Origin of the sequence: Microbacterium festucae, assembly GCF_025421715.1 — a bacterium.
Taxonomy (GTDB): Bacteria; Actinomycetota; Actinomycetes; order Actinomycetales; family Microbacteriaceae; genus Microbacterium; species Microbacterium festucae.
The window spans coordinates 649407-662865 of sequence record NZ_JAOEFC010000002.1 but is presented as its reverse complement, the minus strand read 5'-3'; the positions used below and the strand labels follow the sequence as shown (position 1 = coordinate 662865).

Annotated in this window: 13 protein-coding genes; 9 read left to right on the top strand and 4 right to left on the bottom strand. The window is 71.8% G+C overall.

The genetic code is table 11. The features are described 5' to 3' along the window. Positions 1 to 23: 23 nt before the first annotated feature. Together N3K63_RS09285 and N3K63_RS09280 are read right to left on the bottom strand one after the other, a co-directional pair. Positions 24 to 365, bottom strand: coding sequence for a DUF2200 domain-containing protein (locus N3K63_RS09285; protein ID WP_261579862.1), 342 nt, complete (start codon positions 363 to 365; stop codon positions 24 to 26). 9 nt (positions 366 to 374) lie between these two features. Beyond that, positions 375 to 2396, bottom strand: a complete 2022-nt coding sequence (locus tag N3K63_RS09280) for a pectate lyase family protein (RefSeq protein ID WP_261579861.1) — start codon at positions 2394 to 2396, stop codon at positions 375 to 377. A 160-nt stretch (positions 2397 to 2556) separates the two neighbouring features. Here N3K63_RS09280 and N3K63_RS09275 point away from each other — a divergent pair, with 160 nt between their 5' ends. The 7 genes from N3K63_RS09275 to N3K63_RS09245 all read left to right on the top strand — a co-directional run bounded on the left by N3K63_RS09275 (position 2557) and on the right by N3K63_RS09245 (position 8606). Further along, a complete protein-coding gene (locus N3K63_RS09275) occupies positions 2557 to 3276 on the top strand; it encodes an AzlC family ABC transporter permease (RefSeq protein ID WP_390895141.1) in 720 nt (239 codons plus the stop codon). After that, positions 3273 to 3587, top strand: coding sequence for an AzlD domain-containing protein (locus N3K63_RS09270; RefSeq protein ID WP_261579860.1), 315 nt, complete (start codon positions 3273 to 3275; stop codon positions 3585 to 3587). The genes N3K63_RS09275 and N3K63_RS09270 overlap by 4 nt, the downstream gene beginning before the upstream one ends. 31 nt (positions 3588 to 3618) lie before the next feature. Continuing rightward, a complete protein-coding gene (locus N3K63_RS09265) occupies positions 3619 to 4017 on the top strand; it encodes a DUF6113 family protein (RefSeq protein ID WP_261579859.1) in 399 nt (132 codons plus the stop codon). Between the two features lie 10 nt (positions 4018 to 4027). After that, entirely contained in the window at positions 4028 to 4348 is a 321-nt protein-coding gene (gene fdxA, locus N3K63_RS09260) for a ferredoxin (RefSeq protein WP_261579858.1), read from the top strand. Continuing rightward, entirely contained in the window at positions 4348 to 5469 is a 1122-nt protein-coding gene (dapC, locus tag N3K63_RS09255) for a succinyldiaminopimelate transaminase (protein WP_261579857.1), read from the top strand. The genes fdxA and dapC overlap by 1 nt, the downstream gene beginning before the upstream one ends. A gap of 102 nt (positions 5470 to 5571) precedes the next feature. Next, entirely contained in the window at positions 5572 to 6882 is a 1311-nt protein-coding gene (locus N3K63_RS09250; RefSeq protein ID WP_261579856.1) for a citrate synthase, read from the top strand. Positions 6883 to 6998: 116 nt separating this feature from the next. After that, on the top strand, positions 6999 to 8606 hold the full coding sequence (locus N3K63_RS09245; protein ID WP_261579855.1) for an L-lactate permease: 1608 nt from the start codon (positions 6999 to 7001) through the stop codon (positions 8604 to 8606). Positions 8607 to 8705: 99 nt separating this feature from the next. On the opposite strand, the gene ppk2 is transcribed toward N3K63_RS09245, so the two are convergent. Both ppk2 and dapD read right to left on the bottom strand, forming a co-directional pair. Next, complete coding sequence (ppk2, locus tag N3K63_RS09240; RefSeq protein WP_261579854.1) at positions 8706 to 9515, bottom strand: polyphosphate kinase 2; 810 nt, start codon at positions 9513 to 9515, stop codon at positions 8706 to 8708. 47 nt (positions 9516 to 9562) lie between these two features. Further along, a complete protein-coding gene (gene dapD, locus N3K63_RS09235) occupies positions 9563 to 10507 on the bottom strand; it encodes a 2,3,4,5-tetrahydropyridine-2,6-dicarboxylate N-succinyltransferase (protein WP_261579853.1) in 945 nt (314 codons plus the stop codon). A 628-nt stretch (positions 10508 to 11135) separates the two neighbouring features. On the opposite strand from dapD, the gene dapE reads away from it, so the two are divergent. Next, positions 11136 to 12212, top strand: coding sequence for a succinyl-diaminopimelate desuccinylase (gene dapE / locus N3K63_RS09230; RefSeq protein ID WP_261579852.1), 1077 nt, complete (start codon positions 11136 to 11138; stop codon positions 12210 to 12212). Continuing rightward, positions 12209 to 13405 (top strand): hypothetical protein, encoded by a 1197-nt coding sequence (locus N3K63_RS09225; RefSeq protein WP_261579851.1) that lies wholly within the window; start codon positions 12209 to 12211, stop codon positions 13403 to 13405. Before dapE ends, N3K63_RS09225 begins: the two co-directional genes overlap by 4 nt. The last annotated feature ends 54 nt before the right edge of the window (positions 13406 to 13459 follow it).

Here is a 13459-nt window from a genome sequence, read left to right as displayed (position 1 = left end):
CTGTCGTCACCGCGGGATCCGGGTCACCGCAGGATCTTGGCCATCGCCTTGCCCCGCGCGACCTCGTCGACGAGCTTGTCGAGGTAGCGGATCTTCTGCATGAGCGGGTCCTCGATCTGCTCCACCCGCACCCCGCAGATCACACCGGTGATCAGCGAGGCGTGGGGGTTCAGCTCGGCGTCGGCGAAGAAGTCGGCGAAGGTGGTGCCGGCCTCGACGTGACGCTGGATGGCGGCCTCGTCAAACCCGGTGAGCCAGGTGATGACCTCGTCGACCTCGTCCTTCGTGCGCCCCTTGCGCTCGGCCTTGGCGATGTAGAGCGGGTAGACCGTGCCGAAGGGCATGCCGAAGATGCGGTGCTGCATGCGGTCAGGCTAGTCGACGCTCACCTCCACCGGGGTGGTCGGGGTCTCGCCACCCGGGCCGCGCAGCACGCCCGTGAACACGTGCGTGCCGGGGGTGAGGCCAGCCACCCGGGTCTCGGCGTGCTGGGCGCGCGGGGTCGCCGCCGTCAGCGCCTGCCGATCGATCTCCACCCCGTTCTGCAGCAGCACGTACTCGGTGGCGTTCTGGCCCCACCACAGGTCCATCGTCACCACGACCTCGCCGCCGCGCACGGCGCCTGCCCGCAGCACGGCGGTGCCCGGCGCGGCGTCGGTGACGGTGACCGTGTGGGTGCGCGAGGTCGTCACACCGTAGGGGTTCACGGCCTCGAGGGTGTACGCGTAGGTGCCGTCACCCCGGCCCCGCACGTCGAAGGCGACCCGCTGGGCGGCGGGCGAGGTGCCGGTGAGCGCCTGGGCGTCCAGGAGCACCCCGTTCTCATAGAGCTTCACCACCGCGGCGTTCTGCCCCCACCACAGGTTGCCCGTCACGGTGTAGTCGCCGTCGCGCAGGCCGGTGTCCCAGCCGTTGTCGTCGGAGAGCGTGAAGGCGCCCGGCGCGGCGGTGGCCACGGGCGACCCCGATGCCAGCACGCCGGCGCCGGCGCCCGAGCGCACGGCATCCGCGACCTGCGTCACCGGCGTCAGCTCGTAGGCGTACGCGTCACGCGGGTTCCACCGGGTGATGGCCGACAGCGGCGCGGCCGCGGTGGCGTTGTAGGCGGCGAGCACGTCCACGACCGTGCCGTTCACCAGGGTGTCGGATGCCGACAGCTCGGTGCCGCCCCACCCCGCGATGATCCGGTTCACGGTGCTCTCGTCGACGAGCTCGATCGCGTTGGACTCGGCGACGATGCTCGATTCGCGTCCCGCGCCCCAGTAGTACTGGAAGAAGTCGGAGCCCGGCGTGGACTCCTGCAGCGAGAGCGCGGTCTGCTCGTAGAGGTTGTTGTAGACGTGCACGTCGCCGTAGCGCACGCGCGGTGCGCGCTGGCCGATGTCGGTCCACCGGTTGTGGTGCTGGGTCACCCGGTGCTGCCCGCGATCCTGCGTGCGCGAGTCGGACGAGCCGATGAGGTCGGTCTTGTCGTGGTTCTGGAACCAGTTCCACGACATCGTGACGAGGTCGGCGCCGTGGGTGACGTCGACGAATCCGTCGTGCACCTCGAAGGGGCGGCCGTAGACCCGCTCCAGCGACAGCGGCGGGTGCTCGCCGTCGTCGAAGGTGTTGTGGTCGATCCACACGCTCGTCGAGGTCCACACCGACAGGTTGTCGTAGGCGGAGTTCCAGTTGCCTCCGGAGTCGTTCGCATCCCACTGCGGGAAGCAGTCGTAGGCGTCGGAGAGGGTGAGGTTGCGCACGATCACGTTGTGCGCGTCGCGGATGCGCAGCGAGGCGCCCACCACGCGCGCGTCGTCGCCGACGCCGACGAGGGTGACGTTGGAGCCGATGTGCTGCAGGGTGGCGCGCGCCTGCAGGGCCGCCGCCTCCACCCGGGCGGCCTCCAGCGGGCCGGTGGGGTCGATGCCGGGGCCGAAGGCGGCGATGTAGTCGTCCATCGAGAACGCGCCGCCGCCGGCGACGGTGACCGACGCGGCGATGTCGTCGCAGGTGAGTCGGGTGCCGTCGGCGCGCAGCCACGGGTCGATGGTGCCGGTGACGTAGACGATGCGCGGGGCCTGGTTGTAGCGGGCGTCGTTCTGCGACCCGCCGGGCGCGCCGGCGAGGGCGTCGCGCAGCTCTTGCCAGGTGGAGGCGACGTAGACGTCGGCGGGCGCGGCGGCGGCGCCGCCGGTGACGGATGCCGCTTCGCGCGGAACGCGTTCGGGCACGGTCGTGCCGGCCCACGAGGCCCAGCCGTCGCCGGCGGGCAGCACCTGGCGGCCGAGGTCGTCGGCGGCGGGGGCGGCGGCGACGGCCGCCGTGGGCACGAGCCCGGCGGCCAGGACCGCGCCGGTGGCGCCGGCGGTGAGGGCCAGCCGCAGGCGGCGGGCAGGGGAGGGCGTTCTCATGGGACTCCTTCGTCCGAGGGTGATCCGGGTGGACCGTGATGAGAACGCCGCGGGTCGGCGCAACAGAAAGCGTTTTCTGGGTGTGGCTCCATGATGCCGCGCCGCGGGCGGGAGCGCAACGGCGGCGGGGGAGCGGCCGCGCCGTCGATAGCATCGAGCGGTGGATCCCGACCAGCCCGCGCCCGGCGGCGACGACGTCGAGGTGCGCCGCGCGTGGCGCGATGCGCTGGGGGTGGTCATCGCCACCAGCGCGTACGGCATCTCGTTCGGCGCCCTGTCGGTGGCCAGCGGCCTGGACGTCTGGCAGACCTGCGTGCTGAGCCTGGTGATGTTCACCGGCGGCTCGCAGTTCGCCTTCGTCGGCGTGATCGGCGCCGGCGGCATCGCGGCCGCCCCCGCGGCGATCGCCTCGGCGGGGCTGCTGGGGGTGCGCAACGTCGCCTACGGCCTGCGCATGGCGCCGATCGTCGGCACCACCCCGTGGCGACGCGCGGCCGCCGTGCACGTGACCATCGACGAGTCCACCGCCGTCTCACTGGCCCTCACGGGTCGCCGCGCCCGCACGGTGGGCTTCTGGGCTACCGGCATCGGCATCTGGCTGGGCTGGAACCTCACCACCCTCGCCGGCGCTCTCCTCGGCGACGTGCTGGGCGACCCGCGCCAGTACGGGCTGGATGCCGCGGCGGCCGCCGCCTTCTTGGCGCTGCTGTGGCCGCGGCTGCGCCGCCGGCAGCCGATCGCGGTGGGCGTGGCATCCGCTGTCGTCGCCGTCGCGCTGACCCCGGTGCTCATGCCGGGCCTGCCCGTGCTGGTGGCGGCGGTCGTGGCCGTCATCGTGGGCTGGGCGAACCTGTTCGCCGAGCGGGAGGCGCGCGCATGACCCTGTGGAACGCGGTGCTGCTGGCCTCGATCATCTGCGTGGCGCTGAAGGCGATCGGCTACCTCATCCCGCCGCGCTGGTTCGACGCGCCCACCCCCACCCGCATCACCGACCTGCTCACCGTCGCCCTGCTCTCGGCGCTGGTGGCGGTGCAGACCCTCGGCTTCGGCCAGGCCATCGTCGTCGACGCGCGCGTGCCGGCGCTGCTGGTGGCGGCGGGCCTGCTGATGCTGCGGGCGCCCTTCCTCGCGGTGGTCGTCGCCGCGGCGGCCACGGCGGCCCTGCTGCGACTGTGGGGCCTGGCGGCCTGACCCCCGACCGCGCTGAGCCTAGACTTCAGGGGTGACATCCTCGGCGGCACGCATCGGCACCTGGCTCGTCGCCCTCGTGATCGGAGTCGTCTTCGGCGTCGCGGGCACGATCGGCCAGGCGGCCACGTGGGGTCCGCTGCCGGTGGGGCTGGTCGTGGCGATCGTGGGGGTCACCGCGCTGCTGGTCGCCGTGCGGCTGCTGGTCTCCGACCGCTGGGCGGCCGCGGCCACCGGCATCGGGGCGACGCTGGCCGCGCTCGTATTCTCGGGCCGCGGGCCGGGCGGATCCGTCGTCGTCCCCGCGCCCGTCGACGGCGACATCTCTTCCGGCCTCATCTGGACCTTCGCGGTGCCGATCATCACGGCGATCGTGGTCGGGTGGCCCTCCGTGCCCGAGCCGGCACCGGCCACCGAGGACGACACGATCTAGACTGGAGGGCGTGACGTATGTGATCGCCCTGCCCTGTGTGGATGTCAAGGACCGTGCATGCATCGACGAATGCCCCGTCGACTGCATCTACGAAGGCGAGCGATCCCTCTACATCCACCCCGACGAGTGCGTGGACTGCGGTGCCTGCGAGCCGGTCTGCCCCGTCGAGGCCATCTACTACGAAGACGACCTGCCCGGTGAGTGGCAGGACTACTACACCGCCAACGTCGAGTTCTTCGACGACATCGGCTCGCCCGGCGGTGCCGCCAAGATCGGCGTGATCGCCAAGGACCACCCGATCATCTCGGCGCTCCCGCCGCAGTCGCACTGATGGGCGTCCGTCACCTCGACGACTACCCGTGGGATGCCGTCGCCCCCTACGCCGCGCGTGCGAAGCAGCATCCGGACGGCCTCGTCGACCTCTCGATCGGCTCGCCGGTCGATGAGACCCCCGCCGTGGTCGCCGCCGCCCTGACGGCGGCCACCGACGCGCACGCCTACCCGCAGACGGTCGGCACGCCGGCGCTGCGCGAGGCGATCGTCGACTGGTACGCGCGCCGCCGCGGCGTGAGCGGCCTCACCGTCGACCAGGTGCTGCCGACGGTCGGCTCAAAAGAGCTCGTCGCCCTGCTCCCGCTGCTGCTCGACCTGGGCGCCGGCGACATCGTCGTGCACCCCCGCGCGGCCTATCCCACCTACGCCGTCGGCGCGAAGCTGGTCGGGGCGACCCCGGTGGCCGCCGACGACCCTGCCAGCTGGCCCGAGGGCACGCGACTGGTGTGGCTCAACTCTCCCGGCAACCCCGACGGCCGCGTGCTCGACGTCGCGCAGCTGCGCGCCGCGGTGGCGCGCGCGCGGGAGCTGGGCGCTGTGCTGGCCTCGGACGAGTGCTATGCCGAGCTCGGCTGGGAGGGCTCGTGGGAGCCCGCGGCCGCCGAAGGCTCGACGCCGAGCGTGCTCGACCCGCGGGTGACTGGCGGCGACGTGTCGGGGCTGTTGTCGGTCTACTCGCTGAGCAAGCAGTCGAACCTCGCCGGCTACCGCGCCGCCTTCCTCGCCGGCGACCGCGCGCTCGTGGCCCGGCTGCTCACCGCGCGCAAGCACCTCGGACTCATGCTGCCCGCCCCGGTGCAGGCGGCGATGGCCGCGGCCCTCGCCGACGACGCGCACGTGGCCGTCCAGCGGGAGCGCTACGCGGCCCGCCGGGCGCTGCTGGCCCCCGCGGTGCGGGCGGCCGGCTTCCGCATCGACCACTCCGAAGGCGGCCTCTACCTCTGGGCGACCGAGGGCCGTGACGCATGGGAGTCGATGGACCGGCTCGCCGGACTCGGCATCCTCGCCGGCCCCGGCCACTTCTACGGCGACCACTTCCCGCAGCACGTGCGCTTCTCGCTGACCGCGACCGACGAGCGCATCGCCGCCGCCGCCGCGCGCCTGGGCGCCGTTTCGTAGGGTTCCTCCTACGGATCCTGCGTTCCTTTGGCGCGGATCTGGGTAGGCCTGCCCGCCCATTAGGCTGTAACGACCGCCAGATCCAAACCGCAAGGAGGCTTTGTGAGCGATTCGGGTACCCCCCAGCCGGCGACCGGTCAGACGGCGACTCTCACCGTCGGTGACCGCACCGCCGAACTGCCCGTCGTGCGGGGCACCGACGGTGCACCCGCCATCGACATCGCGTCGCTCACCAAGCAGACCGGCCACACCACGCTCGACTACGGCTTCGTGAACACGGCCGCCACCAAGTCGGCCATCACCTACATCGACGGCGACGAGGGCATCCTGCGCTATCGCGGCTACCCGATCGAGCAGCTCGCCAAGTCGAGCAGCTTCCTCGAGGTCGCCTGGCTGCTGATCTACGGCGAGCTGCCGACGGCCGACGAACTGGCCGAGTGGGATCATCGCATCCGCCGTCACACGCTGCTGCACGAAGACCTCAAGCGCTTCTTCTCGTCGCTGCCGCCCACCGCGCACCCGATGTCGGTGCTGTCGTCGGCGACGGCCGCGCTGTCGACGTACTACGAGAACGAGTCCGACCCCGACGACCCGTCGCACGTCGAGGTGACCACCGTGCGCCTGCTGGCCAAGCTGCCGGTCATCGCCGCCTACGCGCACAAGAAGAGCATCGGGCAGGCCTTCCTCTACCCCGACAACACGCTGAGCTTCGTCGACAACTTCCTGCGCCTGAACTTCGGCGTGATGAGCGAAGAGTACGAGATCAACCCCGTCGTCTCGCGCGCCCTCGAGCGGCTGCTCATCCTGCACGAAGACCACGAGCAGAACGCCTCCACCTCCACGGTGCGCCTGGTCGGCTCCACCGGCGCCAACCAGTTCTCGTCGGTCTCGGCGGGCATCAACGCCCTGTACGGCCCGCTGCACGGCGGCGCCAACGAGGCCGTGCTCGACATGCTCGCGCGCATCCGCGACTCGGGGGAGAGCGTGCAGCGCTTCGTCGAGCGTGTGAAGAACAAGGAAGACGGCGTGAAGCTCATGGGCTTCGGGCACCGCGTCTACAAGAACTACGACCCGCGGGCCAAGCTCGTCAAGGAGTCGGCCGATGCCGTGCTGGAAGAGCTCGGCGTGCACGACCCGCTGCTCGACCTCGCCAAGGAGCTCGAGGAGATCGCGCTCAACGACGAGTACTTCCAGCAGCGCCGGCTCTACCCGAACGTCGACTTCTACACCGGCGTGATCTACAAGGCGATGGGCTTCCCCACGCGCATGTTCACGGTGCTGTTCGCCATGGGGCGCCTGCCCGGATGGCTCGCGCACTGGCGTGAGATGCAGTACGACCCGCAGAAGAAGATCGGCCGCCCCCAGCAGCTGTACATCGGCTCGGGCGAGCGCGACTACCCCGTCTCCCGCTGACGCCCGAACGGCGCCGCGCGCGTGCGTGCGCGCCGCGGAGCCCCGCGGAACCGCTAGTGTGACGTGGGCCGCCTCACCGCGGATGCCGTGACCGCCGTGAGAGGACAGCCGACGACATGTGGACCGAGAGCACCGACCCGCTGGGAGCGCTGTGGCTGTCGGCCATCGTGGCCGCCGTCCCGATCCTCGTCTTCCTGATCTGCCTGGTCGTGCTGAAGCTGCGCGGCATCTGGGCCGGTCTCATCGCCCTGGCCGCGCAGGTGATCGTCGCGCTGTGGGTGTTCGGGATGCCGGCATCCGCCGTCGCCGGCGCGGGACTGCTCGGGCTGCTCACCGCCCTCTGGCCGATCGCCTACATCATCGTCATGGCGGTGTGGCTCTACAAGGTCGCCGTCGCCAGCGGCCGCTTCGACGTCGTGCGCTCCTCGATCGCCGGCATCTCGCCCGACCAGCGCATCCAGGTGCTGCTCATCAGCTTCGCCTTCGGCGGGTTCCTCGAAGGCGCCGCCGGGTTCGGCGTGCCGATCGCGATCTGCGCCGCGCTGCTGGTGCAGCTGGGCTTCCGGCCGGTGAAGGCCGCCATGATCTCGCTCGTCGCCAACGCCGGCGCCGGTGCCTACGGCGCCATCGGCATCCCGGTCATCGTCGGCGCGCAGGTCAGCGGCATCGACGTGCTCGACCTGTCGCGGGCGATGGTGCTGATCCTGCAGCCGCTCACCCTCCTCATCCCGTTCCTGCTCGTGGCGATCCTCGACGGCTGGAAGGGACTGCGCGAGACGTGGCCGGCCACGCTCGTGGTCACCCTCGTCTTCAGCGGCATCCAGGCCGGCGTGCTCTGGTTCCTCGGTCCGGAGCTGGCCGACCTCGGCGCCGGGCTCGGGGCGATGGTGGCCCTGTTCGTGCTCGGCCGGGTGTGGCAGCCGCGGCGCATCTTCCGCGAGGGCGGCGGCGAGGCTCCCGCCGTCGAACGCCACACCGTGCGCGAGGTCGCCGTCGCCTGGAGCCCGTTCTACGTGCTCACCGCGGCGATCCTGGTGTGGAGCCTGCCGGCGTTCAAGGCGCTGTTCGCCCCCGGCGGCCCGCTGGCCTGGGCGGTGGTGACCGTGCCCGTGCCCGGCCTCACCGGCGCCGTGCAGACCGCCGCGGGCGACACCGTCACGGCGGCCTGGACGTTCACACCGCTGAACGCCACCGGCACCGCGATCCTCGTGGCCGTGCTCGTCACGTTCTGGACCACGCCGCGCCTGAAGGCCCGCCGGCTCGGCGAGACCTTCACCGCGACCGTGCGCGAGCTGTGGCAGGCGCTCGCGCTGATCGCGGTCATCCTGATGCTCGCCAACATCGCCAACTACTCGGGCGGATCGGCATCCATGGGTTCGGCGCTGGCGGCCGTCGGCCCGATCTTCCCGCTGATCGCCCCCATCATCGGCTGGATCGGCGTGTTCCTCACCGGCTCGGTGGTCAACAACAACACCCTGTTCGCGCCGCTGCAGGTGGCCACCGCCGACAAGCTCGGACTCGACCCCGCGGTGCTCGTGGCCGGCAACACCGCCGGCGGCACCACCGCCAAGGTCATCTCGCCGCAGTCGATCGCCATCGCCGCCGGTGCCGTGGGGCTCGTGGGGCGCGAGTCCGAGATCCTGCGCGCCGCGATCGGCTACAGCCTGGCGATGCTCGCCTTCCAGTGCGTCTGGACGTGGTTCATCGCCGGTCTGCTGGGCTGAGTCGCGGGGCGGCGCGGCGCGGTTCGGTGTCGCGCCGCGGGCGCGGCGCGGCTCGGTGTCGCGCCGCGGGCGCGGTGTCGCGCTGCGGGCGCGCCGCGGTCAGGAGCGGGCGGCGGCCTCCACCTCGGCGGCGTGATCGGGCACGAGCCCGCTGCGGTCCTGCGGGGGACGCTCGTAGCTGCCGCCGGCGGGCCGCGGCGGGATCTCCACCTCGGGACGCTCCACCGGCTGCCACGGGATCTGCGAGAGCAGGTGATGGATCATGTTCAGCCGCCCGCGGCGCTTGTCCTCGTTGTCCACCTCGTGCCAGGGCGCCTCGGGGATGTCGGTGTGCACGATCATCGTGTCCTTCGCCCGGGAGTAGTCCTCCCACTTCGTGATCGACAGCACGTCGTTGGGGGAGAGCTTCCAGCGGCGCATCGGGTCGTCGTTGCGCGAGCGGAAGCGGGCCTCCTGCTCGACGTCCGACACGCTGAACCAGTACTTCAGCACCAGGATGCCGTCTTCCACCAGCATCCGCTCGAAGATCGGCGCCTGGTGCAGGAAGCGGTGGTACTCGGCGTTGGTGCAGTAGCCCATGACGTGCTCGACCCCGGCGCGGTTGTACCACGACCGGTCCATCAGCACGATCTCGCCGGCGGCCGGCAGGTGGTCGACGTAGCGCTGGAAGTACCACTGCGTGCGCTCGCGCTCGGTGGGCGAGGGCAGCGCGACCACGCGCGCGACGCGGGGATTGAGGTACTGGGTGACGCGCTTGATCGTCGAGCCCTTGCCGGCGGCGTCGCGCCCCTCGAAGATCACCACGATCCGCGCGCCCGTCGACTGCACCCACGCCTGCATGTCGACCAGCTGCGCCTGCAGGCGACGCAGTTCGCTCTCGTAGACCTTCTTCGGCACGCGCTTGCTCATCGCTCGAGCGTAGCGCCGCCGGCGCGCGGGCGGTTGGCGCCCGGGGCTCAGGCGTGCAGCGCCTCGTTCAGCGTGACGCCGGCGCCCTCGCGGCGCACGGCCTCGATCGCGCCGGTCAGCGAGTTGCGGCGGAAGAGGATGCCGTTCTGACCCGACAGCTGGGCGCCCTTGATCACCGGGCGCGAGCCGTCATGCAGCGGCGCCTCGGCCGGCAGCACGATCTTCGACCCGGCGGTGACGTAGAGCCCGGCCTCGACGATGCAGTCGTCGCCGAGCGAGATGCCGATGCCGGCATTGGCGCCCAGCAGCGTGCGCGAGCCGATCGAGACGCGGTGCGAGCCGCCGCCCGAGAGGGTGCCCATGATCGAGGCGCCGCCGCCGATGTCGGAGCCGTCGCCGACGACGACGCCCTGCGAGATGCGGCCCTCGACCATCGAGGCGCCCAGGGTGCCGGCGTTGAAGTTGACGAAGCCCTCGTGCATGACGGTGGTGCCGGGGGCCAGGTGCGCGCCCAGCCGCACCCGTGAGGCATCGGCGATGCGCACGCCCGCGGGGACGACGTAGTCGGTGAGGCGGGGGAACTTGTCCAGACCCTGCACCTGGATGCCGGCGCGCTGCAGCCCCGCCCGCAGCCGCGGCAGGTCGTCGGGGTGCACCGGACCGGCGTTGGTCCACGCGACGTTGGGCAGGTGGCCGAAGATGCCGTCGAGCACGAGGTCGTTCGGGGCCACGAGCAGGTGGGAGAGCGCGTGGAGGCGCAGGTAGGCGTCGCTGGTCGAGGCCGGCGCGGCATCCAGGTCGATCTCGGTGACGACGACCGTCACCGTCACGTCGCGGCGCTCGTCGACGCCGGCGTGCGCGTCGAGGGCCGTCGTGTCGGGCTCGGCCGGTGCCCGTCCGGCCGCCGGCGAGGGATACCAGGTGTCCAGCACCGTTCCGTCCGCTGCCACCGTGGCCAGACCCGCACCCCACACCCACCGCGTTTCGCTCATGCCTCCAGGCTACCGGGGCCCCGCGGGCGCGCTTCGCCCCCGCCCTCGCCCCCGCGTTCACTCGCGCCTTGACGTGGCCTCTCGCCCCGGCATCCGACATCTGGGCGCCAGTGAACACGGTTGGGAAGGGGTGTGCGGGTGGACGAACCGGTCGGGGAGGCTGCGAGCAGGTAGGGGACGAGCGGGTGGTGGGGACGTGAGCATCGACGAGCACGAGGAGAGCCCGGGGATGGGTTCGCGCCGGATCGGCCCTCCCGCCCCGTTCGCTCGCGGCTTGTTGCTGCCTTTTGCCCCGGCATCCAGCATCTGGGCGCCAGGGAATCGGGTCGGGAGGTGTGTGAGTCGGGTCGGCGAGGTATATGAGCAGGCTGGTGGTGGGCGAGGAGGTCGCGAGGGTCGTGCTGCTCGGGGGCTCGGGCAGCTCACTCCGTTCACTCGCGCCTTGTTGCTGCCTCTCGCCCCGGCATCCGGCAACTGGGCGCCAGTGAACGGGGGGCGGCGAGGGGTGGGCGCGGGACTGACGGGTTCGCTCGCGGCTTGTTGCTGACTCTCGCCCCGGCATCCGACATGTAGGCGCCAGTGAACGGGGGAGAGGGAGCGGGGCGAGGGGCTCGGTAGACTCGGCGGCATGCCCGTGCTCGACCTGTCGCAGTCCGCCGTCGAACTCACCCGCACGATCTGCGACATCCCCAGCGTCTCGGGCGACGAGACCCCGCTGGCCGACGCGATCTTCGCCGCCGTCAGCGCGCTCGACCACCTCGACGTCTATCGCGACGGCGACACGATCGTCGCGCGCACCCACCTGGGCCGCGCCCAGCGGGTCGCGATCGCGGGGCACATCGACACCGTGCCGATCAACGAGAACCTGCCCACGCGGTTCGTCGACATCGACGGCGAGCCCTACCTGTGGGGGCGGGGGACGGTCGACATGAAGGCCGGCACCGCCGTGCAGCTCAAGCTCGCCGCCGAGCTCGTCGACCCCCGGGTCGACATCACCTGGATGTGGTACGACCACGAGGAGGTCGCGGCCGAGCTCAACGGGCTCACGCGGCTGGCGCGCACCCGGCCCGACCTGTTCGCCGCCGACTTCGCGATCCTCGGCGAACCGTCGGCCGGGCAGGTCGAGGGCGGATGCAACGGCAACCTGCGCGCGGTCGTTCGCACCACCGGCATGCGCGCGCACAGCGCCCGCGCCTGGATGGGGGAGAACGCCATCCACGCCGCCGCGCCCATCCTCGCCCGCCTGGCCGCCTACCGTCCGCGCGAGATCGTCGTCGACGGGCTGGCGTACCGAGAGGGGCTCAATGCCGTGCGCATCGGCGGCGGCGTCGCCGGCAACGTCATCCCCGATCTGTGCGAGGTCGAGGTGAACTTCCGCTTCGCGCCCAGCCGCACCACCGAGGAGGCCGTCGCCCACGTGCGCGACGTGCTCGAGGGGTTCGACGTCGAGGTCGTCGACCTCGCCGCGGGTGCACGCCCCGGGCTGGATGCCGCGCTGGCACAGGAGTTCGTCGCCGCGGTCGGCGCCGAGCCGCGCCCCAAGTACGGCTGGACCGACGTGGCCCGGTTCTCGGCCCTCGGGGTGCCGGCCGTCAACTACGGCCCCGGCGACCCGAGCCTGGCCCACCACGATGAGGAGCGCGTGCCGCTGCAGCAGATCACGGCGGTCGAGCAGGGCCTGCGCGCCTGGCTCACCGCGTCGTGAGGGCCGCCGTCGCGCGGCTGCCCATCGCCGCGCGCATCGCCCTCATCTACCTCGCCGCACGGGCGGTGACCACGGTGCTGCTGGTGATCGCCGCCGAGCTGTCGACCCCGGCGTCGCGGTTCGGGGCCGACGCGACCATCGGCACCTTCGTGCTCGGCTGGGACGCGCAGTGGTACCAGTTCATCTCCGACTACGGCTACCCCTCGACCCTGCCGCTCGACGACGCAGGCGTGGTCACCACCAACCAGTGGGCGTTCATGCCGCTGTTCCCGGTGCTGGCGCGGGTGATCGGCCTGCCGTTCGGCTCGTACGGGGTCGGCGCGCTGCTGCTGGCGCTGGCCGCCGGCTACGGCGCGTGCCTGGCGCTGTACCACCTGCTGCGGGGGCGTCTCGACGAGTCGGCGGCGCTGTGGGCGGTCGTCTTCCTGGCCTCGATGCCGCTGGCGGCGCTGTTCCAGGTGGGATACGCCGAAGGGCTGTTCCTCCTGCTGCTGCTGCTGGCGCTGTGGTGCGTGCAGCAGCGCCGGTTCGGCTGGCTCTACGGGCTGATCCCGCTCATGGGCTACACGCGACCCGGGGTGCTGGCGTTCGCGCTGATGCTCGCCCTCTACGGCATCTGGCGATGGATGCGACGGCGCACCGACCCGCTGCCGGTGCGGCAGATCGTGCACATCGTGCTGACCGGCCTGCTCGCCGCGGCCGTGGGCCTGTCGTGGCAGTACATCGCGGCCTGGGCGACGGGGGATCCCGCCGCCTACCTCGAGACCGAGCTGGCGTGGCGCCGCTCGTGGACCGGTGACACCGGCGCCGCGTTCGTGCCCTTCGACGGGTTCGTGCACGCGACGGCGATCTGGTTCCGGCTGTGGGGCCTGCCCGAGGTGCTCGGCTACATCCTGCTGGCGCTGGTGGTCGTGGGGCTGGCGGCCGTGCTGCTGTTCGAGCCGCACGTGCGGCGACTGGGCGTCGAGATCCGCCTCTGGTCGGCCAGCTACCTGGTCTATCTGCTGCTGGTGTTCTTCCCGCAGTCGAGCATCTTCCGCCTGCTCGTGCCGCTGGTGCCGCTGCTGGGTGCGCTGGCGCTGCCGAAGTCGACGTGGTGGCGTGTCGGAGTGCTCGCGGCGTCTCTGCTCGGGCAGTGGTGGTGGATCTACAACATGTATGCGTTGGCGAGCACGTACTACCAGATCCCCTGAGATGACGGCGATCTACGCCGTCGGGTGAGCGCGACCTGTCAAGACCGGTAAACT